This window comes from Pseudomonas sp. (assembly GCF_036387035.1).
In the GTDB taxonomy this organism is placed as follows: Bacteria; Pseudomonadota; Gammaproteobacteria; order Pseudomonadales; family Pseudomonadaceae; genus Aquipseudomonas.
On record NZ_DASVUM010000243.1, the window covers coordinates 34143 to 57581 of the forward strand.

Here is a 23439-nt window from a genome sequence, read left to right on the forward strand (position 1 = left end):
GGCACCATTGGGCATCAACCTATCGGTGTGCACGATGCCCAGTACCCTATCCCCCATTGAGCGGGGCAAGCTCAGTCGCGAGCTGATCCAAACCGTTGGCCTGCTCTCGCAGGATCTGTCTATTCCTGAGCGCTTGCGCACGACCAGCACGGTGCTGAGCCTGCTTTCGCGCCTGGGCGTCGCCGCCGACGTGAAGCCCGAAGAGCCAGAAGACGACGGCCTGAGCGACGATCCCAACGCCCCCAACTATCGCTATGCGGACACTGGCTATATCGCCGACAGCCGCAAAGAGAAAGCCGCCGATGCCATTCGCCTGGCCAAGGAGTCGGGGCAACTGGTGCAGAGCACCTCGATCGACTGGAAAGCCATCGAGCGCAACCCGCGCCAGGCCGCTGAGCTGATCATCAAATCGAACCTGTTCGGGCAGGTGGATTGGGAGGCCCTGGCCGCTGGCGGTATGACGCCTGCAGCTGGCTTTCTGATCGATCGCGTGTACGCCTCGATCGCGCCCGTGCCAGCCGACGACCCGCAGACGCGCCAGGATTATGCGCTGGCGCTCGGCACTGTGCGCAGCCGCATGGAAGGTCTGCAGACGGTCACCGAAGTGCGTGCCGCGCTCAAGGAGATCCTGGACGAAATGACCGGTTCCAATCTGAGCGAAGGCGAGACCGGACAATATCTGGCGCTGCGCGAGCAACTGCAGGGGTACAAGCAGGAGAAAGAGACCCTCAACGGCGCAACCGACGACTTGTACCGCGCCATGCAGATGGCCGACGTCAATATCATGGATGTCGAGCGCAAGGTGCGAAACCGTGAGCGCCGCGGCTGGGCTGTGAGCGAGGAAGACACCGCCGCCCTCGTCGCTGCCAAGGAAAACCGGGCGAAGATCAGCGAGCAATGGGTCGAGGAGCGTACCCGTATCAACGCCCGAGTGGACGAGCTGGACGAGCATATGTCCGGCATCTACACGCAGATGACGGCGATCAAGAAGGCAGCCGAGGCCCGCAATCAGGACTCTCCGCTGGTGCGCGGCTGGTTCTCCCTGGGCGACAAGTTTAAGGGCGTAGTGAAATACCGCTATCAGTCGGGCTCGGCGGCATTCCGCGGTCACGTCACCAATGCCGAGAACGGCAAGATCAGCGATTGGGCGTGGTCGAACAAAGACCGCGCCACCAGCGTGCGCACGGCCACGAAAAAAGAGGTCACCTTTCAGCTGAAAGTGGCGGATAAGTACGATCGCGTCGGTGGCAAGGACGTCAGCGCCGAATCTACCGCAGCGCTAAAGAGCATGTTTGGACTGCGCGAAGTGCAGTCTGGCAACTGGGTTCTCAAAGACCCGAATAGCGCCCGGTTCCACGTCGAGCAGACTGCCGCGGCTTTCAGCGACCTATCCGATATGCTCGGGATCGATATGGTGCACTTGGGCTTGGGCGGTCGCCTGGGCATGGCGTTCGGTGCGCGTGGCACGGGCGGAAAGAACGCGGCGCGGGCGCATTACGAGCCGGTGCACCGTGTGGTGAACCTGACCAAAATGGGCGGTGGCGGTGCGCTTGGGCACGAGCTGTTCCATGCCTTCGACAACATCCTGCCTTCGATCCTAAATGGCACTGCAGGCTCAAAAGAAACATTCGGCACCAGCATGCCCGGCATGATCCCGGCCGGGCCGATTCAAGATGCGTTCATGAAGCTGCGCCGCGCACTGCTCGATGGCGACGTTCGTTCTACGGAAGTGTTCACGATCACCGATCGCGACCGCCAACGCGCAGCCAGCAACGTCAACGCCATGTATGCGGGTGGCCCAGGTCGCGCCATCCAGTCGGCGGGTAATGCAGTTGACGCCATCATGGCCGTGGACCGGATTTTCGCCGGGCGCACGGATAAGCGAAGCCTGAAAAACCGCAAGGACTGGCGCCAGATCGCCGCGGCCTTCTATACACCCGTGGGCGAGCAGTATCTGAACGTGCCGACGGGAAAAGCCACCTCGAAGTTTTTCAGCGACGCGATCGATCTGGACGGTGGCGGCGACGGCAAGTACTGGTCGCAGGACGTCGAGCTGGCGGCTCGGGCATTTCAGTCCTATATCGAGGACAAGATGGCCAGCCACGGCCGCCAGAACGATTACCTGTCGGCGCATGCCAATAACCAACACTACGACGGCGAGAAACCCTTTCCCGAGGGCGAGGAGCGCGAGCGTATTAATGCCGCATTCGAAGAGCTTTTCGGCGCGCTGCGCGATGGCCAAGTGTTCGAGAAGGCATCGGCGAACAAAGAGCTGCTCGATCAGATTTTCGGCCCCGTCGCCGAGATCGAGCCCCAGGTCGAGGTGCTCGATGGCGTTGCCGATCCTTGCGCCGCCCTAGAAAAGCTGGTGAAGCGTCTGCAGTCGCCACTCAACGACGCCGATCGGGAGGCCCTCACTCAGGACATCATTGGGCTGGTGCAGGAAAGCTCGTGGGTGGGCAGTGAAGATCCGGCCCTGGATATCGCAGTGAAAGCCTTGCTGGCCGAGGCCGAAACACCCGCCTGACCTTGCCAGTTACTCCTCATTTTGAAGCCGACTCCGTGTCGGCTTTTTTGTGCGCGCTGGGCTTGGGAAAGCCTGGATTTTCGAGGGTTTTCTGGAACTTAGGATGGGCATCGATACAAGCCCGCTGTGGGCTTTCCTCAGAAAGAGACTATCGATGTCGAAAGCAATTTACACCCCCGGTAGCGGGCTGAATAAGGTCGAAGACTTCTATCACGGCCACTACGAAGCAAACCGCGGCGTCACGGGCGTCCTCGACTCTGTAAAGAGCCAGGCGCATAACCGCGACATCCTGGATAGCGCCAACGCCAGCGGCAGCGACGAATCCGTCAAACTGCCAGCCCGCCTCGAAAAACTGTTCGGCTCCGTTCCGGAAGAGCTGCACGCCACCGTGCTCGACTCCGTTATGGCCGGTATGAAGGAATTCGAAGTTGCGCACGGCCACCTGCCGACCGCCGACGTGATGGATTCCGCTATTCACCAGGGCATCGCCGCCGCGATGAATCCTCGCGAGATCCTCGACGGCGTGGGCAACAGCGCGCACTCCGACGAAGGCGCTTCGCAGCCTAACCGCATCGTTGTGGCCGTCACCCAGGCCATCGCTGAAGCCTGTCCGTGGGCCGTTTACCTGCCTGCCGACATCGGTTCCAACGAATCGCTGCTCGGCATCGTCAGCCACCAGGCTGGCTCGACCTACGGCGGCTATTCCAGCGGCGACCTGCTGGACGGCACCAACTCCGGCGAATCGTACCTGTCGTCTGAGCGCCGCATGACGACGACGCTGGGCGCCGATCGCACCACGGCCACCGCTACGTTCACCACCGATGGCACCACTGCTGCCCCGCTGCTGCGCGGCCGCACCCAGGTGTTCATCAACGGTCTGTTCGCCGGTAAGGAAAGCATCGACGTCTCCTCGACCGTCACGAACAGCCCGATCACCGGCTCGATCACGATGAGCGGTGTGGAATACACCATCACCGGCACGATCACCCGTTCGACTGGCGCCCTGTCGCTGGCCTTCAGCTCGGCTCTGCCGGTCGGCACCGTCGTCGAGGCCGAAGGCTTCATCGACTTGGAAGCCAACACGTCGCTGACGCCGAACCTGATCACCGAAGTGCAGACGTACAAGCTGTATGCAAGCGCCTGGCGTGGTCTGGTCGCAACGACCTACGACACCAAGACGCAGTACAACAACGAAATCGGCATGGACTTGGGCGCCGAGTCGCTCATTGCTATGCGGAACCAGGCGGCGAACGAACGTCACTACCTGGCGTTGCGCAAGGCGATGTCGGTCGCGGTGAACAACCAGGAAACGTTCGACTTCGACTACTCGACGCAGATCGCGCAGAAAACGCGTGCCCAAATCTGGCAGGACTTCGCCACGATCCTGGGTATCTGCTCGCAGACGATGGCCAACGACACGATGGATCACGGCGGTACGCACCTGTACGTGCCGAAATCGATCGCTGCACAGCTGCCATCCCTACCGACCGAGCTGTTCGTGCCGTCCGGCCTGGCGCCTCGCCCGAGCATCTATCGCCTGGGCCGTCTGTTCAACCTGTACGAGGTTTACTACTCGCCTAAGGTCGTTTCGGAGACGTCCACCAGCGCCACCATCCTGATGGTCGGCAAGTCCTCGCAGGTTGCTCGTAACCCGATCGTATTCGGCGACGCCGTGCCGGTCACGGTGCTGCGCCTGGCGTTTAACAGCGACCTGAAGGAACAGAACGCGCTGTACGCCCGCAACTTCACGCAGGTGAACCCGCACACGCCGTCTGCCCTGGGCGCGGCGCTGATCACGGTCACCAATATGTTCGCCAGCGAGTAAGGGGTGACCTATGGCCGAAGCCACTGACGTGGCAGCGGACGTATCGGAGGTGGCCACGGCCACCACCGAGGCCACCACGGCGAGCACTGCGACCGAGGCAACTGCCTCGGAAGCTGTGACGACCGAAACGGCTACGTCCACCGCTGCAGAAACCACCGAAACCCCGACGACCGACACCACCGCAGCCGACACGGCCGCGACGGACACGGCTGCCGCCACCGAAATCACCATGACGGCCACGGCCGACACCGCTACGGAAGCTGCCGACACCACGGCAGCTGATGCAGCTGCGGCCGAGGCGATTACCACTGCCACGAAAAAACGCACCTCCAAGGCGACGGCAACCGCTGCAGCTGCAGCAGTGACCGAGACCCCGGAAACGGCAGCTGAAACGGTCGCGGATACCGCGTCGGAAACCACCGACGAGGACGCCAACGAGGCGGCCGTAACCTTTCCCGTAACGGTGAAAGTCACCAACGCCACCCCCGCAAAACAGCCCCTGCCGCAGACCGGCAAGGTGCTCGCACCTGGGGAGTCGGTGACGGTCGAGGCAATGACCGAAGCGAAATATAAAAGCCTGCTCCACCTGGCCAGCGAAAAGCAGGCCATGACAGGGCAGGTGATCACGGTCGAGGTAGTGCAATGACGACGATCACCATTGGCAAGGCCGACGCGGACAACCTGGCCGCCAAGGTCCAGGAGCTGATCGGTTCCGATGCCGTGTTTCCCCTTCGCGTGAAGTTCACGAACAAACGCAAGAAACGTCCGGTGCTGGTAAATGCCGTTCGTACCCACGCGCACCTGTATGGGGGCGAGTCGGCCGAGCTGCAGTTCCGTCGCCGTGACGACCTCTACAACGCCCTGCAAGACCTGACGCACTTCGCGAGCGTCGGCGGCGACGAGCTGCTGGCGACGGTCACGTATGGCGAAGAAACGGCCATCGCCTCGACCACCGCAGCCGCGGCCGAGGTGGCAACGGAAGCGACGGATTCGACCGACACGGCCGCAGGAGCTGCTGAATGACGACGACTTTTACGCGTAGCCTGGGTTCGCAGCCCGGCTACCAGATGAACCAGATCCAGGACAACTCGGGCGGGTTCGTTGAGAGCAACAACGACCAGGTATTCGCGCTGGCCGGTCGCTTCACGCGTGGACGCATCGACAAGGCGTTCCAAGTCACCAGCGACAACCTGGCGACCAAGCTGGGCGCAACGGCCTCGACCTCGATCAGCCGCTTGAATGAAGCCTATGTGCAGGCCTACGAAGCGTTTTCGTATGGTGCTGCCTCGGGCACTGTCGCGCGTATGGTGCCAGTGGCGTCGGCTGTGAACCTGCAGATGGTTGCCGTACTCGACAGCACCACCGGCGCGGTGACGTGGTCGGTACCGGACACGCTGCCAAGCGGTTACCTGCTAGCGATCACTCACCTGGAATGCTTCAACGACGGCGTCACGGCCGAAATTTGGGCGCCGGAAGTCACGGACGACGATGGCAACTCGGTTGCAACCCAGATCATTCGCGTGCGCCTGCTCGACGTATCCACCGGCGAGGAGCTGTACACGTTCACCGGTTCCCTGGATGAAACCGCCGTCGATGACTATGGCAACAGCTACTACCTGCCAGATGTCGTCACGGGCCTGACGGACGCTGTCGAGATCGAAGTCGGCAGCACCCTGACGATCCCGATCACATCAGATTGCTATGGCGAGGACGATGACGGTGCGGCGCAGTTGGTTGCCGCCGATCTGTCGTATTTCACCGAAGGCGGCACCACGTATCTATCGTCGGACTACACATCGGCGATCAACCAGCTGCGCTACTCCGCATATGACTGGGAATACCTGCTCTCGGGCGGTTCCGAAAACCTGACGCTAATCGCGAAGATGGCGACCATGTGCCTGGCCACCAACCGCCAGTTCCGCGTGGACGTTCCCGGCCGCTACACGCCGACCGAGGCCATCACCTGGGCCAGCTCGCTGAACCAGGACACGATTTACGGCATGTTGCAGTGGGCGCCGCTGATCGCGACCGACCCAGTCAACGGTGGCAAAGCGTACTTGGGCACGTCCGGTATCAAGGTCGGCTATGCCTGTGCGCGGAACGCGAACCAGGACGCCAACGGTCTGGCAGCCAAAAACTACCCGATCGCAGGCGTGAACTACCCGATTTCGCGTACTGGCGTCGTGCAGAAGTACACGCCGACCGATTCGGAACTTTCGAAGCTGGCCGACGCGAAGATCAACCCGGTGGTGCTCAAGAAGTATTCGGCCGGTTCCAGCTACGTGTTCACCGACTCGCTGACCATGAAAAAGACGACTGGGCTCACCAAGCTCGAAGCCGTCGTAGACATGGCCACCTGGATCGATGACCAGCTTGCCGCGTTCGGTAACGAAGTCATCCAGATGCCGATCGCCAAGGCGATCGAGAAGATGGTCGATTACGCCGACACGCTGCTCACCGCAGCGGAAACCGCGGGCTGGACCAACGCCACCCAAGAGCTGGGCGGCCGCTCGTACATCTTCACCTGCACCCGGAATACCAACCGCATCGACGCCTTCACGAATACCTATTCGGTTGCATACGACGGCACGACGCGAGCGGTTTTCTCCACGCAGAGCATCGTCCGCACGACGTAAGGAAAACCCTAAATGAGCGACTTTATTCGTAACCTTGTGGGTTCGGGGGCCGCCGCTTCGGCGGCGGCTCCGAAGGTCAAGCCGCCTTCCCAGGCATCGGCCGACCCTAAACTAAACGCCCCAGTAAAAGACGTGCTGGACGGCGTCAATGACGACGAGGGCGGCCCTGCGGCTGACTTCGCGGTCACTGACCTTGCCCTGCGCGCCGCCGCGATCGTCCAGCAATGGGCCGAAACCGACGACCTGGAAGTAGGCGAGACCAATCTCAACCGTCTGCTGGGCATGTTCTGCGGCGTGGCCGACGAGAACATGGACGGCGAAATCACCGATGACGAAGCCGAGACCGTGGCCATTCTGTGCGACCAGGCCTGGGACTACTTGTCCAGTCTGGGCGCCTCGGATGACGACCTGTCGGCAATGTTTGAGAGCGAAGACGGCGAGGCGGCCGATCGCGTCATGGAGCTGGTCGCGGGCGGCCTGCCGGACGGCGACGAAGCTGCAGCGCAGAGCATCGACGACTTCGCTTTCGGTGACGGCAGCGTGGAAGCGCTGGACGCGACCTATAAGCGCATCAAGGCTGTTCGTGGCGGCAAGATCACGCACATTAATAAGCGCATCTCAGGCAAGGTTCGCCTGTCCGCTGCGCAGAAAGTGTCGTTGAAAAAAGCCATGCTGCGGTCGCACTCGGCTGGCGCCACAAAGCGCCGTCTCAAGTCGATGAAAATCGCGCGTCGGATCGCCTAAGCCATGAGCCTGTTCGACTCAGTCTCGTCGTCCATCACTGGTGGCAGCGACATCGTTGCGGCCGAGATTCAGTCGAGCGGCTCAACCAGCATTATCAGCACCGCGCTGGGGTCTGTAGCAGACTCCGGGACGTTGGCCGGTACTGCTGTGGGTTTGCTGGGCGGCGTGCTGGCGGCCAGTTCGGCGGCATCCTCCTGGGGGAAGATGTCCACCTACCTGATCGCCCAGCTCTACGCCTGTGATGCCGATGGCAAGCAGCTTGATTCTGAGCCGAACTTTGTCATGGGGCCGATCACTGACGCCACGTTCGAAGCGTCGCTCAACTGGCAATCGCCGTTTGAAAACGCTGGCCCTGAATCGAAGGCACCCGCTCTTATGGCGTTGCTGCAGTCCGGCCAGGCCGCGACTGTGGTGAACGCCCTGCAGGCTGCCTTCCCTTCGCTGGCCAGCAACAGCACGAGCGCCAGCGCTGCCGAGACCGCGAAAAACGTGGCCAAGGATCTGGAAGGCCGGACGGGCATTACCAAGCTCAACAGCCGTCAAGTGTTCTCGGGCATGCCTCCGATCAAGATCCCGATCACGCTCCATTTCCGCGCAATGCTCGATCCGGAAACCGAGATCATGGTGCCGTATCGCCGCCTGTTAAGTTGGCTCCTACCGCAGAACCTGGCTAAAGACGGCATTTTGACCGAGGTGATTGCCTCCTCGGGATCGAGCGCCGCCAACATGGTTAAAGCCATGTTCCCCAGTACCGCCCCCCTGATGGTGGGCCTGAAGTATGGCATCAACAACTACTACCCCTTGGTGATCGAGTCGATTTCCCACCCTCTGGATGGGCCTATCGATTCATCTGGCAAGTGGATCTATCGCGCGGTGCAGTTGACCCTGTCCACGCTCACGGCCCTTGACCGCAACGACGTACCCAAAATGTTCATTTGAGGCCTGAGATGACTGTCTCTTCTGCAAAAGTTCTACAGACGACCTTCAACACCACGCGAGCGCTGGGTGATAAGGCCGTCAGCTCCGACGCCCAGTTCGTGATCAAAGGCTATGAAGATCAGAGCCTGCTGATCAAACAATTCCCCTGGCCTCTGATCACGCCTGCAGGCGAGATCGAGATCCCGGGGTTGCTGGGCACCATGATGCTGCAGCCGCAACAGGGCAAGACCTGGGCGCAGTCGCCGGTATCGATTTTCGAGACCGTCAACAACACCGCGGGCGACATGCTGGTGGAAATCCTGGCCAATGGCGGCACGTTCGACGCCACCGTGTACCAAGGCACCAAAGACAGCTACACCCGAGCAGCGCCTCTGTACGGCTGCTTCCTTGTGCTGGAAAACCCGGATCGTGACTGGGAAAACCGCTCGCAGATCCTCACCTTCAGCGGCGACCTGTTCTATCACTTCTTTGGCTACAAGACGGCGGCCTAATGCTCCTGTCAGCAGTGGTCACAGCGTATTTCGGTGCGCTGCCGCTCGGGATCGTCCTCGACGAGGAGCAGGTCACACGAAACCTCAAGAAGGCCGTTCGGTACTACTGCGGTTTCGCCACCCTGGCCAACTCCCCGTCGGCGGCCGACGTCGCCTTGGCAGCGCTCCCGGTTGACCCGCTCACGGCACCCCGGGGCGAGTATCGCCTGGGCGATACCGCGGCTGCTTACTGGCTTCGCGCCAATGCGGTCGCGGGCAAGGACGTGCACACGACGATCAGCGCTGACAACACGGTCACGGACGACCAGGACTTCGATTTAACCCCCAGCGAGCACTCGATCATCGAGCCGTTGTTTCGGCTGTATTGCGAATGGGAGAACGCCCAGGCTATCCAGGTATCGCGCGCGAACGGGCACGAGGCCTGGGGACGCGAGCCCAGCGAGATCCAGTCCGATATCACCCTGGCGGAAGAAAATGTCGAGGGCAAGGCGTGGTTTGAGGAGGTCTACACGATATGAGCCTGCTAGACAGCACCTTAGTCCAGGCCGCAAAGAGTTCGGTATCGTCGATTTCGGGCACCTCTATGGTGACCGCGATCGTCGGCGACGCCTTCAGCACGGTGTTCGCTTCGCAGGTAACGGCAGGTGACAAGGCCCTAATGGGCGGCGTGTCGCTGGCGAAGGCCAAGCAGCTTTGGCAGTCGCAATACGGCCTGAGCTTCGCAAAGTCCAACCTGTGGCACCTGAACATCACCAACGTCAAAACCGGGATCGCCCCTACGGTGAATCTGTTCGCCAAGGGGGTGCAGACCACGGCATTGAGCTTTGGCGCCGAGTCGGTCGAGGTCGGTGCGACATCGTTTGCCAAGCCCGGGAATATGGCGCCCAAGGAGTACCACGTAACCACGTTCGACGACCTGGGCGGATCGATCAAGGGCTGGGCGGCCAACCTCAAGCTGAAGATGGCACCCGGTGACGGCACCTACGGGCTGCCCCTGAGCTACCTGCTACGCCTGACGCTGACCCATGGCTTTATCGGTACCGACGCAGAAAACTCAGGGGGCGCACACATTGATAACGCGATCGTCCAGCTGATCAGTGCCGAGTACACCAATGCCCGTGATCAGGACGGCCTGCAGGAAATCGAGCTTTCATTCCGCCAGTTTGACCCATGCACCAACATCGTTTGACCTTGGGAAACCCCCGGATTTACCGGGCCGGGGCATCCCTAGCATGGCTGCACTGAAACAATAGGGCATGCCTGCATGATCGCTTTCTCTCGCCTTAACACGCACCGGCTAACGGTGCAGCTCCGCGAATTGACCATCGACGACGCTATCTATATGTGCAGCCTACCGGCGCACTTGGAGGAGCATTGTTGCACCGAGGCGCTGCGGCGCATCGTCGAGCCACTCGACGACCTCAAGGATGGCCAGGTTACCGATCCCCAGCTGTGGACGGTCCAGGAGCGCGCCATGGTGATCGCGCACTACCTGATGCACACGGCCGAGCCGGGCAACCCGAATTTCCGCGTCGGTACCGAGAACAGCTTCACCGACTACCTGCTCGAAGGCGTGGATCACCATACCGTGCTGGACCTGGGCGTTTACGAGGGGGATCACTGGTTTCTGCAGCCCCTGCTCGGCCGCGGCTCCGAATGTATCGAGCGCCTAATCGACGGTGGCCAGCTGCACCAAGGGCGCATGGGGTGGTTCCTGGGAGCTATGGCTTGCATGCTCGTGCGCGACAAGGATGAAGACACCACGACCTGGCCCGAGGCCAAGTACGAGGAGTACGTCCTGCGCCGGGCGCAACAGTTTGCGCGGATCGGTGATAGCGCCTTCGGCCCGCTGTTCATGATGTTCTGGCAGGGGGTCAAGCAGCAGGACCACCTGCTACGTCTGAGCTTCCATGACAACGGCATTGCGTTCGATCCGGCCCCGGAGGTGCCGGGGCAGTCTGCCGCGCGCTTTCTCAGTGGTTCCATCATCACTGATACCACGCTCCGAATTCTTGGCGTCGCACCAGAACCTGAAGACGGACCTGATCAAACACGACAACCAACAATGGAACGTGGCGGGCCAAGTGACCCCGAGTGACGCCCTGGCGCACTTCGGCTCGAAGGCCTACGAGGATTTCAAGAAGGGTCGCGAGAACGAATTCAAGCTGCAGCACGCGATCATCGAGCACCTGGCGGTGCTGATCAAGGTCACCGGCCGACGTCGGTTCTGACCATCGGAAACACCCGCGCCGAACCCTGTTTCGGCGCCCCCAAAATCACTCTCGAAAGCACCCCAAAACAACCCAGCCCCCTGCCCGCCAGTCGGCAGCCTTTCGCGCGAGATGTCACGTATATGCCTGTAAACGAAAAAGAATTTCGCGACCTCGATAAGGCTTTCGCGCTGCTGCAGCAAGACGTCGAAAAGCTCAAGCAGGACGCCACGCAGTACGCCACCAAGGCAGACCTGTGGCCGATCCGCATTGTGGTTTACGGCGCCGTCGGACTGATCCTCTCGGCCTTCTGCACCGCCCTTATTGGAGGGCATATCAAATGAGCCAACCGACTCGCAAACCCATTTACGTGCGCCGTGATATCGCGATCGCAATCCTCACTGTCGTCGCGCTGTGGGCTTCGGCTTGGCTCGTCTGGTATTGGAGCGTGCGCACTGAGCCCGTGTTCGAATTTCGCAGCATCGCCATGCAAGACCTGCAGGGTTCAAAGGCCGATTCGTTCCATGTCGGGGAGGTTGCTGTGGTGCGCCGCGAAGTGTGCCTCAAGCGCGAGATTGGGATTCGCTTCAGCCCGGCGCTGCGCAACGCGGAAGGCGTGCTGTTCCCGCTCAATGGCATGACGGTCGAAAAGGCCAAGGGCTGCAATACCCTTTATTACGGTTTCGTGGTTCCGGATCTGCCGCCAGGCAAATACACCTACGTAAACGCGGCCACCTACCAGGCGAACGTGATTGGCCGGGATGAGTTCATTACGTTTCCATCCATGACGCTGCAGATCCTGCCCAAATGAGCGGCGCGGTCACTCTCACGGCGGCGCAGTTGCAGTCGCTGTGCACCGTGCCCTACGCCCGAAAGGCATGCGTCCAGTTCGTTGATCCGATCAACGAGCACGCCGCCACGTATGGGCTGAATACGCGCTTGCGCCTGGCGGCCTTGCTGGCCCAGGCGCTGCACGAGACCACGCAATTCCAGTTCCTGCATGAGCTGGGCAGCCAGGCTTACCTGGCCAAGTACGACACCGGCTCGCTCGCCACCCAGCTGGGCAACACGCCCGAAGCTGACGGCGATGGCCAACTCTACAAGGGGCGTGGCCTGGGCATGATCACCGGCCTGGCCAACTACACCGCCATGGGCAAAGCCATGGGCCTGGATCTGATCAACCACCCCGAGCAGCTCGAAGAGCCCGGCCCGGCCGTTGAGTCGTTCTGCATCTATTGGGGGTCACGCAAGCTCTCGCCCTACGCCGACGCCGGGAACATCGACAAGATCAGCCGCTTGATCAACGGCGGCACCAATGGCCTGGCAGAGCGGCGCGCGTTCTACACCGCAGCGCTGGGGGTACTCGCATGATCACCAGCCTCCTCGCCTGGCTCGGCCGAGCCCTGTCCGATGGCGGCAGCGGCCTGCCTTCGGTCAAGCGCCTGAGCTTCTTTCTCACGGTCTCTGTGCTGGTCGGCGGGGTCACTGCCGCACTGGTCGGCGCACTGGTGACCATCTCTATCGGCGTCCAGCCGGATCGGCTGCTCGACATGGCCCGCGTCCTCTCCGACCTGATCCAGACCATGGTGCTCACCGCGGTTTCGGCAGTGACGGGCGGCTACCTGGGCGGCAAGGCGATCGAGCGCAAGCCGGGCACCAGCACCACAACAACCGAAAAACCAAAGGCGGATCAATGAAGTACCTAGTCTTTATGCTGCTGTCGCTGTGCTGTATCTCGGCCCAGGCGGATACCACCTATTCCGGCAGCGCGTCGGGATCTGTGGACGTTATGAGCGGTAGCAAGAACAACGCAAAGCAGAACCTGGACGTCAAGCTGGTGGCCACCGGCGACACCTGGACAAACACCGTGACACTCACCGGGCAGCACGCGTCTAGCGACGGTGATGTGAAGGCCAACAACTACCAGGCCGAATACAACTTGCGCCGCTTCTATGGCGATCACCTGTATATCGATAGCCGTGCGCTCTACAAGATCGACACTGTCGAGGATCTATACCAGAAACGCGTGATCGGGTCCGGGGGCGGCTGGCGCTTCTATAACGACGACACCGGGCTGTTCGCCCTGGGCGTGCTGGTGAACGCCAATGACTACACGTACACAACCAAGGAAGAGCAGTTTTACACGCCCAGCGGTACCGTGGACTACCAGCGCAAGCTGGCCGAAAAGCTGACATTTGCCACGTCGATGGAGATGGGCGTGCCGATCCAGGCTTACACGCGCTATGAGTTCGATGGCAGCACGTCGCTGACCTACGCGCTCACGCAGAGCATAAATGCGTCGATCAAGTACACGCATTACGCGCTGCGCAGCACCGCGGGCGACGTCACTCAGAACGACTTCACCGTCAACCTGGGGGCCAAGTTTTGATCAAGCTCGCTATCTCGATCATGGCAATCATCTGCATTGCCAGCTGCCCCCTGCAAACGCCCTCCCCGATCACCCGTGAACGGGAGTTTTGGGCATGAGTGATTGGCAGGTTTCGTTCACCGCACCGCTGCGCATCCAGTACGACGGCTCGGCCACCAAGGTCATGGGTTACGGCCTGTGGCGTGTGGTCGATGGCGGCTACAGGGCCTATCTGAAGGCTGACCAGTCGGCCTGGAAAGACATAAAAAACGGGTTCCTTACCGACGGTGCGAGCATCCCCAAAGTGTTCCGCAACGTTTATGAACCCTGGAGCTGGTACGGCCAGGCGGCCGCGACACACGACGCGTTGTGCGAGTCGCTGAGCTACGAGACGCACCTGGGCACGGTAACCATGACACGCGAGGAGTGCGACGAGTGCTTCCTGGCCGGCTTGCTGGCCACTTATTCCCAGGGCGACGGTTCGGAAACAGATTGCCATGTGCTGTTCGGCGCGGTGCGAGCATATGCCCTTGTTTCGCACGTAAGCAAACCCTCGGCCACGGCGCAAAAGCTCGCGCTCGATACGGCCTGGCCAACCTCTATATAAAGGAAGCGATCGTATGTCCCTGAACCTGGCCAAAGCCATCGAAGACGTTCAAGAATTCAACACCCTGCTGGAAGTGATCAGCACCGGCGTGACTCAGTTGCGTGCAGTCCTGGGCGTGACTGACGAAACGTCTCTGGCTGACGCAGCTGCAGCGCTGAAGACCAAAATCGGCGCAGTCGTCGCTAACGTTGGCACCCTGCTCGAAATCGTATCGGCGGTTGAGACCACCACCGACACGGTGGTGGCCAGCGCAACAGACGCTGTGACCCAAACCGCCGCTGTCGTATCCAATACGACTGGAACGGCAGTTTCGTCCGAGGCAGCGTCTGTCGTGAATTCTGAGGGTGATACCCCTGCTGACGCCGCTACTTTGAGCGTAGAGACGGATTCCGTAACGAACGCCACGGCCGTCGCAGATGACAGCGCCGCAGCGGTTGACGCAGTGGTGGAAGTCGCTGCCGGTGACGCAACGGACGCTGTAGCTGAAGCCGCCACGGTTGCAGTAACTGACGAAACTGCCAGCGCCTAATCAGCTGATTTGCATAGGAAAACCGGCCATGCGCCGATTTTTGTGCCCGGCCAGTCTGCGGGTACGCACATAGATGAGATCTATCGAATGATCTAAGCCATTGATTTGGCATCATAAAGATGAAGAAATGCAGGACAGACACTGGTTTTCGAACGGGGTCAGGCTATTATCACGCCGACCAAGAAAGCGTTACACCATATTTACACCGGGCACTGCTGCAGGCCGCGGCTTTACTGGATGTCTGGTGCCTACATTAGGCACCAGACACGACGGCCAATAAATATGCTTAAATTGACGAAACGTACCAATCCACAGCGAAGGATACGCTTGAAACCGCAAATCTAGGAATCGACCCATGACAACAATCGTGTATGCCCCAGCAAGGGCCACACGTCACCCAAGGACGGTTTAAACGCAATGGCATCCATAATAAAGCGCGGCGGTAAGTGGCGTGCACAAGTGGCAAAGCGGGGAGTACGTGTCAGTGAGACCTTTGCGACCAAAGCGGAGGCTGTATATTGGGCGCATATGCGCGAGGCTGAAATAGAAACAGGCGGGGAAGTATCAAGCGCGGACGGTAAAACCCTGCGAGATGCCATTGAGCGTTTCGAAATCGAAATAGCTGCGGGACGCAAGGGCGGCCATCGGGAACTGATACGTTTGAATCGATTTAAGCGTGAACTACCGTTCATTGATAAGTTACTCGCACATATTCAACCTGATGAAGTGGGCAAGTGGCGCGATGTTCGTTTAAAGCAAGTAAAAGGCGCGAGCGTGCGGCGAGATATGACGCTACTGCGGGCGGTGTTTGAAATCTCCCGCAAAGAATGGCGCTGGATCAAGCAGAACCCTATCGATGACGTGACCAAGCCCCCAGGCGGCCAACCGCGAACCAAGATATACAACGATGAAGAAATCGAACTCATCGCGCATCACCTGGGTTACTTTGGCGGAACTCCTGAAACTCTAAAACAGGAAGTAGCCGTCGCGATGTTGATCGCTGTGGAAACGGCGATGCGCGCTAACGAACTATTCTCGCTTACAAAAGATCGGGTGTATATTAGCGCTAACTACATCAAGCTTGAAACGTCTAAGAATACTGACGCCCGTGACGTACCTCTAACGAGTAAGGCGGCGGCATTATTACAGATAATGATGGACAGGCCCGGTGATAGTATATTCACCGTAAGCCAGGAAACAGCCGACACCTACTTTAGACGCGCCAAAGCGAAACTGCAGCTGTTCAATTTGACGTTCCATGATCTGCGCGCTACCGCTCTAACGCGCCTAGCACGCAAACTGGATATTTTGGACTTGGCAAAGATGGTAGGTCACCGGGACACGAAGTCCCTGATGATCTACTACCGTGAATCTGCTACAAATATTGCCTCGCGCCTGGGTTAGCCCGGCGCGTCATCCCGGCGCTGGCGCGCCCAGGTTGCGACCTCCTGGGCAGACCAGCGCGGGTGCCCATTGCCCCCGATCCGCAACGGTTTGGGGAAGTCCGGCAGGGTGACCAGCTTCGCCTGGACATAGGACTTTGAGAACCCAAGTATCAAGCCGATCCCATCGCAATCCACCCAGCGCTCGCAGAATGGCACGGTGTTGGTAACAGCGAGCAGAATCTTATCAAGTTTCGCTTCAGTGTTCTCGATAGTGGACATGCTATTTATTCCGCGCCTTCACGTATTCCAGGTACTGGGTCATGTCAGCAAACTTGCCGGACACTAGTGCAACAGACTCGGCCTCGCCCTGCGAAAGTTCGATCTGTGCCTGTGCGGCGCGCTCAGCCTGCCAGACATTGCAGGACGGGTAGAGCAGGGCGCCGACTACCAATGGAACAATAGACAGTGCCGCACAAAGTATAGAAACTTGCCGGTTAAGTTCCCCAACGCGCAGCGATTGGTGAAACGCGCAGCCGAGCAGGGCTGCAAATAGGACTACCGCAATTATGGCCGCAATCATTGTGGCGCGTCTTCTGGTGCTGGTGCCACGGGTAACGACGGCGCGTCGGCGGTTTTACGGTAAGCGTTACGAATGGTCAAAAACTCACGCACTCGCTCACGCCACTTTAGAGTCGCTTTGCCTTTCGAGGTGATGACGCCAAGCAACTCGGTTGCACGGTCCAACAGCAAGTTTGCCCGTCGCAGATCCACCAGGTGTTTCTCGTGGTCGTGGTGTTCTTTGCCCAGCATCGCCGAAATCGTCTGCACCAGGCGGTTTGCGAATTCTAGCTCAGGCAGTTGCGATTCGATTACTTCGCCGTGATGGCCTGCGGGGTTAGTCTGCTGCAGGAAAATTACATAGTTCTCGGCTTGGCGCTTATCTAGCATCGGAAGTTCGGAGCCGGTTGCTTCGAGCAATACGCTGTAACGGGGCATGGTAAATCCTTACTGGGTAAAAGGCGGGCACGGCGGTGCCCGCGATATAACTGATTGGCTTTAATTGCGGTTAGATACTGCTGGGCATTTCTTCGCCGCCGAGTTTCTCGGCCAGCTCGGGTATGAATTCGGCGAACGTAGCACCCATGATCAACAATGTGGCGTCCTTTTGGCCCGCATCATCATTCCCGCCGTCGTCGTCGGCTTTGTCGTGCAGGATCTGCTCGAACTTCAGGCGCTTGATCACCAGCTTGTCGTCGAGCATAAACGACAACTTGTCCTGCCAAGCCAACGCGAGCTGGGTAACCAGCTTGCCAGCTGAAAGGTGCAGCTGAATCTCGTCGCTAGTCAAATCTTGACGTTTGCAGCGCACAATGCCGCCGTCTTCAGTCGTATCACGCATCTCGCACTCGTCGAGCACGAAAAAGCCTTCGCCTGCCCGCTGCTGTTTGACCCACTCGGTGACCATGGCCGTCGGGGCGATCTTCACTGTCAAGGGCCGCACGGGCAGAGAGCCGATGCACTCGCGCAGGGTGCTCAGTAGATCCTCGGCCACCTTGGGCGAGGCGCTATCGACCACGATCAGGCCCTGTTCCGGCATGATCAACGCTCGTGTGGTGCTGTGGCGCACGAATGCATGGGGCAGCAGCTGCTGTATGACCTCGTCTTTGAGTTGGTCGCGCTCCTTTTTGTAGACCTTGCGGGCCTGGCGCTCCTCGATATCTTTGACCTTTTCGGTCACGGCGTCGCGCACGACGGCGCCGGGCAGGTTGCGCGCGCTTTTTTTGGCCACCAGGTACAGGAAGCCGCCCACGACATGCAGCAGCGGGGCGTCCTCACCCCCGCCCACCGGGGCGACGAAACCATAGGTCTCCAGCTCTTGGCGTCCGCAAGGCCGGGCTCGCTTGCTGGCCAGCGCCTGCTCGATCGCGGCGGCATCGATCTCCATCGCTTGGGTGATACGGTAGACCAGCAGATTACGGAAGAACATGGGCCACCTCTGCATCTTTCTGGACGTTAAAGCGGTCGGACAGGCCCTGGATATAGGCCGGTGAATAGCCGTATTTCTCGGCAAAGTGCAGGACAGTGCGGCCGTTCTGAAAGTTACCTTTGATCTTCTGCAGCAGTGGCCAGAACCGCATGAGGTCGCGCACTTCGCCGGTATGCTTGGGCGGTACCGCGGTTTGCCAGTCGATGGCCATGCCAAGGGATATGCTCAGGTTGTCGCGCGATTGAACGACGCGCAGCACGTCAGCCATTAGCAGGGTGTTCGGGTTGCGCGCCTGCGCCGGGATCGCCTTAACCCGCGGCTTTATGGGCGCCGGAAGGGGCGCCACGCCGTTGTGCTTGGGCTTAATGACCTCGACTTCACCTTTGAACCCAGCCACCGCGTTCGCCAGCTCGCCGCGGGCTTGCTCACGGATGATCGGGGAGCGGGTTTTGACGTTCTCGGCCATGTAATTCACTGCGGACACTGCTTTTCTCCTAAATCGTCAGCGACAGGCGCTGCGCCTGCAATTGGGCTTTGTATTCGACCTCGTCAACCATGCGGTTCAATTCGAGGTTGAACTGCACAAGCCCGGCATGCAGTTGATCAATGAATGTTTGGTCGCGCTCGATGCGCTCTACGTACAACCTGTATTCGTCATTCTGGCGCGGGTCATAGGAGAGGAAATCCCACCATTTCCGCCCCGTCACGAACATGCAGCCCTGCACCTGCCAGGTGTGTTCCTCGGGCATCCCCTCGATCCAGGTGCGTATGTGCACCGCCTCGTTGTAGGGACACTTCGACTCAATGCCGCCGTCGGCGCCGATCAGGCCGTCAGGCGAACAGCCGAGCCAGTCGTATTTGGGGTGAACCATGAACCCGGATTTGGTCACCATGTTCCCGCTGATCAGCTCGTAATAGTCGTGGCAACCTTGCTCCTCCTGTGTACCCCAGCTAAGAGCCTTTGCGCTCACGCTGTGCTTCGCCCGGCTGGCCAGGCGCTCAAAACACAGCTCGCGCATGTAGGTGGTGCGTGATTCCAAGGGCTTGCGCTTGCCGCTGGCGTCGGCCTTGCCGAACGCCAGGGCGTCGATGAATCGGCTGGCCGTGATGCGGCCAGCTCGATCCTGATGCCATTGATCCGTGCGCTGCAGATCGCTCACGCTGCAACCCCAGGTTCATCCGGCACTTCAACGAAGTCGGCATCGGAGGTGGTCGCCATCTCTTTCAGCCGGTCCTTTCTCTCGGTACCGATAGCGATGCGCTGTTTCGGTGTGAGTGCCTTCCACGCCGCCTCGAACCCAGCCAGGCCGCCGTCGCGGGCGCTCGCTTCGAGCTGCTCGTAAAGCTTCAACGTCTCTTCATCCTGGCGGCCGCTGACCGCCGACGGCGCCGAAACCGGCTCGCTCGGGGCGTTCGGGTTGATCTCGCGACTGCGCTCGAAACCGTCTTCCAGCTCGTCACGGGTATAGACGCCCAGGATCACGTCAGGGCAGTAAAGGCGTGACCAGCGCTTGATCGCCAGGTACGCCAGCTGCTGCTTGGGATCGTCAGCCCACAAGGTGGAGTTACGGGTGCGGGCCTGAGCCAGTAGCAGCTCCAGCACACGCGGTTGATCCTCCCCCACCAGGGTGGCGAACACCTTCACGCCGCAGCCTTCCTCGTCTTCGAGCTTCCAGCCCGGCACGCGGTACTGCCCTTTGTCACTGTTCTTGATGTGGAATTTGCCGATGACCTTTTCCCAGGGGCCGTACCACTCGAAATGGAGGCGTCCGGTCGTAGGTGCCAGCGAGGTGATCACCGCATTGACCAGCTGCGCCTCGTAGCCGAGGACGCCATTGACCAGGTGGGTTTTCTGCGCAACGGCGAAAGGGTTCATGCGCCACTGCATGGCCTGCATCACAACGGCCAGGCAGTCGGCCTCATTTTTCTGCAGGTGCTTGGGCACCGTGGCCACGCCTTTGGACATGACGCCCGCCATGTCGAGCATGGCTTTCATGCTGTTCGGATCGAGCACCAGGGCGGTGGTGCTGTTACGCGGGCCGTTGTAGTGGGCAATGTCCTGATCGGCGATTGCCGGTGCGTGTGCATGAGCAGTCATAGTTACCTCATTGCCAGCCCCGAGGGGCCAGCTGCATTACGGAAGGGAGGGGGTAAATCAGAACGCGGTGGTGCGCAGCCAGTGACGGGCAGTCGCTGGGGGCACATCGAAGGCCAGGCCGATCGTCTCGACCAGATCCTCGGCATTCGGGGCGTTTGGATCGGGCTGTTTCACAGGCTCAACTACGACAATCGCGATCGGTTCCGCTGCAGCTGGGGCAGTGGTTTCAACTCGCGCTGGCTCGTTGGCGGTGTGGGTATGCGCTGCAGGTGGTGCCGGGGCCGCGGCCGCACCATCGCGCAGGCGCTGAAGCTCGGCCATACCTTCAGCCAGGATGCGCTGCTGTTCGGCGAGCTGGTCGCGCTGGCGCTGCAGCTCCTCGGCATCGCGACGGGCTTGTTCCTGGCGGCGCTGTTCGGCCTCCTCAGCAGCCTTGCGCTGCTGAACCCGCAGTTGTTCCAGCTCGGCTTGCTGGTCTGCGAGGCGCTGGGCGTCGGCTTCGCGGCTCACGGTCATGCTGTGCAGCGCGGTCAGTGTGTCGATCGCGTTGTCACGCGCCACCATGGCCTCGCCTTCGCGATCGCCATACTCGTCGGGCAAGATAATGGTGCTTTTCAGAGTGTCCAGCTGTTCGGCGATCGCGGCCGCGGTAGCCGTCGAGTAGGTGGCACCGACCAGGCGGTACCCTTGAATGGTGCTGTCGATGCGCTCTGCACGTTCCCGAGCGATCGAGGCCAGGCGATCTTTCTCAGCCTTCTGGCGCTCTTCTTCAGCTCGTACCAGCTGGTCGATTGGGGCCTCGATCACGAGCACTTTGTCGCGCAGATCGCTGCCGAATTCCTTCACCGCGTTGACACTGGCCTGGGCGGCTTTCACAGCGTCCTGATAAGGCTTGAGGACGGCCTTTTCGCTGTTTTGGATGGCGTAGCGCACTTTCTGTACGTCGGTGCGTGCTTCCTTTGCGGCCTTGAAACCCTCGTCGGTGGTCACATCCCAAACGACGTTTTTGTACTGCTCGGTGATGCGCGCCAGCTCCTGGACCAACGGGTTATATTCCGCGATCTCAGTGGCCGCTTCGCCAATCTGCAGTTCGGTACCGGCCGGAGCGCTGGCGTCGGCAGCATTAGCTGCGTCCACGTCCGCCTGGGCAACAGCTGCGGTATCAGTAGGGGTAAGGTCCAGGGCGTCCTGGGCTTCGGTTTGCTTGCGGGTTGCGGCAGATGCGCGGGCCATGTGCTCATGCTCCAGTGCGATTAATTAGCGAGTGGCAAGGTATCCCCTAGCCCCCCGTTGCATCACAAATTAGCAAAGCGTAAGCATTCAAACAAGCAATAAGTAATATTTTTGCTAATAAAAAAGGGCCTACAGGCCCTTTCTCTTAGCAAACGGTTGTGCAAACACCCCTTTTTACGTACTCACAAGCTTGTAACTGGCGCTGTCTTGATTAGCCCGCAGCTGATCAAGGGCGCTTTCCAGCGCCCGGATCGCCTGCGTCACACATTCCTCTGGTAAGTCACAATCGATACCTGCCGAGCCACCTGGATAAAACTCGAAAAGCAGCTGACCAATCGGCCGTCCGGTCCATCCGGCTGGGCTGGACAGATCCTCGCAAGGCTGCTGGACGGCAACCTGCGCAGGATGTGGACGTTTCTTAATGCCGATAGGGAAAACATTACTTCCTTGGACTGTCACTCGTAACCCCAGAATACATAGAGGCCTGCTACGCGATGCGCGATTTCGCAACAGGCCCAGTCGGTAAATTCAGGCTATCGTCGCCTGACGTCTTTCGTTTCGTTCCTTTCCCGGGCGTGTCCTGCGCCCCCTGCGGTGCTTCCAGCGTTTTTTGAAACGTTACCCGCTTCCCGCTGCCAGCTGGGGTCGTTGACCCTTCGCTGCGCTCCGATCGCTTGAGCACGAAGTCAATAAACTCCTCGATCAAGCCGCGGTCGTCGGTATTCAGCTGGTTGAATCGCTGCTTATCGTATCGCAAATCGACGGCATCATCGTCCTCGACGTCTAGCCATCCATGCGGGCGACCGCAATCTACTTCCAATTTGCGGGCAGCTCGCTCGCCCAGGGGGCGATGGCCGCCCAGGATCTGCGAGATGTAGCTTGCCTTCGATTTATCCAGCCCGTAGGCGCGGACGAATTCGGCAATGGAGCCGTCGAATTCGCCCAGCCACTGGCGTAAGCGTTTCGTTCGAATGTCGTTCATGAGCGTAAGCAGTCCCTTATTGGAAACTAGCGGGTTTGTGTGTGCGTGGTAACTATACCATAAGCAAACGAACAAGCGAAAAGTTGCAATTGGATTAGCAAGGAGTTAGCTTGTGCCCCACCAGAACACCAGAGGTTCCCCATGACATCCCCTACGGCCCCGTCGCCCCCGGACCTTAATTCGCGCAGCGCTGTACGAGTCCTGCGCTTGAGCGAGTTTATCGAGCACGAATTTGCAGGTGAGCGCGCCAAGATGCTCAAGAAATTCGATTTTTCGAAGTCCGATCGCAGCCTGTTCTACCAAATCTGCGGCAAACGGCCGTGCCGGGCTTTCGGCGAGCGCGTGGCGCGCCGTTGGGAGACCAAGCTGGGATTGCCAACGTTTTGGTTAGATCGCGAGCCAACCCGTACCGATTCTGATCGTCCTATGAGCCCGCTTGACCCGGCCCGGCTCGATTGCTTGCCACCGGACAAGCTCGGCTTGCTGGCGAGCATCGCCGAAACGTTTCTCGCGCCGTATGAAGCGGCAGCCGTCCTGCACTGAGGTCTGCACTATGACTCAACTGACCCGCGTGAAATCGATCCTTGAAGCCGCCGACACCGCTCTGGCGCTGTTCGAGATCAAAGACCGCATTTTCCAGGTGTTCCAGCGCATTGACTCAGAGGCAGCCATTTCGGCGCGCATTCGTGATCTGCGTCAGGAGATGGAGCGGGTAGGCAGCGGCACGATTACCGGGGCACGCGCTGCAGGCAAAGCCTGGCAGCGGTACCGCATCAACAAACGCAACCAAGTTGCGCAGCCAGCGACCTTGCTGGCGTAACGAGCAATGGGTGGCCACGGCCTGACGTGGCAACTGTAGCTGGCTAGGCCAGGAAGTC

At 60.1% G+C, this 23439-nt stretch carries 31 protein-coding genes; 22 read left to right on the forward strand and 9 right to left on the reverse strand.

What is annotated here, in order from left to right; all coding sequences use genetic code 11:
* Positions 1 to 34 precede the first annotated feature (34 nt).
* From VF672_RS22000 to VF672_RS22095, 20 genes are all read left to right on the forward strand, one after another.
* Complete coding sequence (locus VF672_RS22000; RefSeq protein WP_331106841.1) at positions 35 to 2527, forward strand: LPD1 domain-containing protein; 2493 nt, start codon at positions 35 to 37, stop codon at positions 2525 to 2527.
* A 154-nt stretch (positions 2528 to 2681) separates the two neighbouring features.
* The gene (locus VF672_RS22005; protein ID WP_331106843.1) at positions 2682 to 4352 is read left to right on the forward strand and encodes a hypothetical protein; all 1671 of its coding nucleotides are present in this window, start codon (positions 2682 to 2684) and stop codon (positions 4350 to 4352) included.
* A 10-nt stretch (positions 4353 to 4362) separates the two neighbouring features.
* A complete protein-coding gene (locus tag VF672_RS22010; RefSeq protein WP_331106845.1) occupies positions 4363 to 4998 on the forward strand; it encodes a hypothetical protein in 636 nt (211 codons plus the stop codon).
* Positions 4995 to 5375 (forward strand): hypothetical protein, encoded by a 381-nt coding sequence (locus VF672_RS22015; RefSeq protein WP_331106847.1) that lies wholly within the window; start codon positions 4995 to 4997, stop codon positions 5373 to 5375. Before VF672_RS22010 ends, VF672_RS22015 begins: the two co-directional genes overlap by 4 nt.
* Positions 5372 to 6988 carry a hypothetical protein gene (locus tag VF672_RS22020; protein WP_331106849.1) on the forward strand — a complete coding sequence of 539 codons (1617 nt, stop codon included), beginning with the start codon at positions 5372 to 5374 and terminating at the stop codon, positions 6986 to 6988. Before VF672_RS22015 ends, VF672_RS22020 begins: the two co-directional genes overlap by 4 nt.
* A 12-nt stretch (positions 6989 to 7000) precedes the next feature.
* Positions 7001 to 7732 (forward strand): hypothetical protein, encoded by a 732-nt coding sequence (locus VF672_RS22025; protein WP_331106851.1) that lies wholly within the window; start codon positions 7001 to 7003, stop codon positions 7730 to 7732.
* A gap of 3 nt (positions 7733 to 7735) precedes the next feature.
* Entirely contained in the window at positions 7736 to 8671 is a 936-nt protein-coding gene (locus VF672_RS22030; protein ID WP_331106853.1) for a hypothetical protein, read from the forward strand.
* 8 nt (positions 8672 to 8679) lie between these two features.
* Positions 8680 to 9162, forward strand: coding sequence for a hypothetical protein (locus VF672_RS22035; protein WP_331106855.1), 483 nt, complete (start codon positions 8680 to 8682; stop codon positions 9160 to 9162).
* Entirely contained in the window at positions 9162 to 9680 is a 519-nt protein-coding gene (locus VF672_RS22040; protein ID WP_331106857.1) for a hypothetical protein, read from the forward strand. Before VF672_RS22035 ends, VF672_RS22040 begins: the two co-directional genes overlap by 1 nt.
* Positions 9677 to 10351: a hypothetical protein gene (locus VF672_RS22045; protein ID WP_331106859.1), complete on the forward strand. Its 675-nt coding sequence runs from the start codon at positions 9677 to 9679 to the stop codon at positions 10349 to 10351. The genes VF672_RS22040 and VF672_RS22045 overlap by 4 nt, the downstream gene beginning before the upstream one ends.
* Before the next feature lie 75 nt (positions 10352 to 10426).
* On the forward strand, positions 10427 to 11260 hold the full coding sequence (locus VF672_RS22050; RefSeq protein WP_331106861.1) for a hypothetical protein: 834 nt from the start codon (positions 10427 to 10429) through the stop codon (positions 11258 to 11260).
* Positions 11247 to 11393 carry a hypothetical protein gene (locus VF672_RS22055; protein WP_331106862.1) on the forward strand — a complete coding sequence of 49 codons (147 nt, stop codon included), beginning with the start codon at positions 11247 to 11249 and terminating at the stop codon, positions 11391 to 11393. The genes VF672_RS22050 and VF672_RS22055 overlap by 14 nt, the downstream gene beginning before the upstream one ends.
* 122 nt (positions 11394 to 11515) lie before the next feature.
* Complete coding sequence (locus tag VF672_RS22060) at positions 11516 to 11716, forward strand: hypothetical protein (RefSeq protein ID WP_331106865.1); 201 nt, start codon at positions 11516 to 11518, stop codon at positions 11714 to 11716.
* Positions 11713 to 12183 carry a hypothetical protein gene (locus tag VF672_RS22065; RefSeq protein ID WP_331106867.1) on the forward strand — a complete coding sequence of 157 codons (471 nt, stop codon included), beginning with the start codon at positions 11713 to 11715 and terminating at the stop codon, positions 12181 to 12183. Before VF672_RS22060 ends, VF672_RS22065 begins: the two co-directional genes overlap by 4 nt.
* Positions 12180 to 12743 (forward strand): glycoside hydrolase family 19 protein, encoded by a 564-nt coding sequence (locus tag VF672_RS22070; protein ID WP_331106869.1) that lies wholly within the window; start codon positions 12180 to 12182, stop codon positions 12741 to 12743. Before VF672_RS22065 ends, VF672_RS22070 begins: the two co-directional genes overlap by 4 nt.
* Positions 12740 to 13069: a hypothetical protein gene (locus VF672_RS22075; RefSeq protein WP_331106871.1), complete on the forward strand. Its 330-nt coding sequence runs from the start codon at positions 12740 to 12742 to the stop codon at positions 13067 to 13069. Before VF672_RS22070 ends, VF672_RS22075 begins: the two co-directional genes overlap by 4 nt.
* Positions 13066 to 13761: a DUF481 domain-containing protein gene (locus VF672_RS22080; RefSeq protein WP_331106873.1), complete on the forward strand. Its 696-nt coding sequence runs from the start codon at positions 13066 to 13068 to the stop codon at positions 13759 to 13761. Before VF672_RS22075 ends, VF672_RS22080 begins: the two co-directional genes overlap by 4 nt.
* Positions 13762 to 13855: 94 nt before the next feature.
* Positions 13856 to 14347, forward strand: coding sequence for a DUF1353 domain-containing protein (locus tag VF672_RS22085; protein WP_331106875.1), 492 nt, complete (start codon positions 13856 to 13858; stop codon positions 14345 to 14347).
* Positions 14348 to 14360: 13 nt separating this feature from the next.
* The gene (locus VF672_RS22090; protein ID WP_331106877.1) at positions 14361 to 14876 is read left to right on the forward strand and encodes a hypothetical protein; all 516 of its coding nucleotides are present in this window, start codon (positions 14361 to 14363) and stop codon (positions 14874 to 14876) included.
* Positions 14877 to 15293: 417 nt separating this feature from the next.
* Entirely contained in the window at positions 15294 to 16280 is a 987-nt protein-coding gene (locus VF672_RS22095; RefSeq protein ID WP_331106879.1) for a site-specific integrase, read from the forward strand.
* Here VF672_RS22095 and VF672_RS22100 read toward each other — a convergent pair.
* The 9 genes from VF672_RS22100 to VF672_RS22140 all read right to left on the reverse strand — a co-directional run bounded on the left by VF672_RS22100 (position 16277) and on the right by VF672_RS22140 (position 22561).
* Entirely contained in the window at positions 16277 to 16540 is a 264-nt protein-coding gene (locus tag VF672_RS22100) for a hypothetical protein (RefSeq protein WP_331106881.1), read from the reverse strand. The genes VF672_RS22095 and VF672_RS22100 overlap by 4 nt on opposite strands.
* A 1-nt stretch (position 16541) precedes the next feature.
* Complete coding sequence (locus VF672_RS22105; RefSeq protein WP_331106883.1) at positions 16542 to 16841, reverse strand: hypothetical protein; 300 nt, start codon at positions 16839 to 16841, stop codon at positions 16542 to 16544.
* The gene (locus VF672_RS22110; RefSeq protein WP_331106885.1) at positions 16838 to 17257 is read right to left on the reverse strand and encodes a hypothetical protein; all 420 of its coding nucleotides are present in this window, start codon (positions 17255 to 17257) and stop codon (positions 16838 to 16840) included. Before VF672_RS22110 ends, VF672_RS22105 begins: the two co-directional genes overlap by 4 nt.
* 70 nt (positions 17258 to 17327) lie before the next feature.
* Entirely contained in the window at positions 17328 to 18248 is a 921-nt protein-coding gene (rdgC, locus tag VF672_RS22115) for a recombination-associated protein RdgC (protein WP_331106887.1), read from the reverse strand.
* Positions 18235 to 18732: a hypothetical protein gene (locus VF672_RS22120; RefSeq protein WP_331106889.1), complete on the reverse strand. Its 498-nt coding sequence runs from the start codon at positions 18730 to 18732 to the stop codon at positions 18235 to 18237. The genes rdgC and VF672_RS22120 overlap by 14 nt, the downstream gene beginning before the upstream one ends.
* Positions 18733 to 18742: 10 nt before the next feature.
* Positions 18743 to 19408, reverse strand: a complete 666-nt coding sequence (locus VF672_RS22125; RefSeq protein ID WP_331106891.1) for a lambda exonuclease family protein — start codon at positions 19406 to 19408, stop codon at positions 18743 to 18745.
* Positions 19405 to 20346, reverse strand: coding sequence for a RecT family recombinase (locus VF672_RS22130; protein ID WP_331106893.1), 942 nt, complete (start codon positions 20344 to 20346; stop codon positions 19405 to 19407). The genes VF672_RS22125 and VF672_RS22130 overlap by 4 nt, the downstream gene beginning before the upstream one ends.
* 57 nt (positions 20347 to 20403) lie before the next feature.
* Positions 20404 to 21579, reverse strand: coding sequence for a hypothetical protein (locus VF672_RS22135; RefSeq protein ID WP_331106895.1), 1176 nt, complete (start codon positions 21577 to 21579; stop codon positions 20404 to 20406).
* 487 nt (positions 21580 to 22066) lie between these two features.
* Positions 22067 to 22561: a hypothetical protein gene (locus VF672_RS22140; protein ID WP_331106897.1), complete on the reverse strand. Its 495-nt coding sequence runs from the start codon at positions 22559 to 22561 to the stop codon at positions 22067 to 22069.
* A 207-nt stretch (positions 22562 to 22768) separates the two neighbouring features.
* Between VF672_RS22140 and VF672_RS22145 the strand changes: the two genes are divergently transcribed.
* Positions 22769 to 23104, forward strand: a complete 336-nt coding sequence (locus VF672_RS22145) for a hypothetical protein (protein ID WP_331106900.1) — start codon at positions 22769 to 22771, stop codon at positions 23102 to 23104.
* Positions 23105 to 23114: 10 nt separating this feature from the next.
* Positions 23115 to 23381, forward strand: coding sequence for a hypothetical protein (locus VF672_RS22150; protein WP_331106902.1), 267 nt, complete (start codon positions 23115 to 23117; stop codon positions 23379 to 23381).
* Positions 23382 to 23439: the final 58 nt, after the last annotated feature.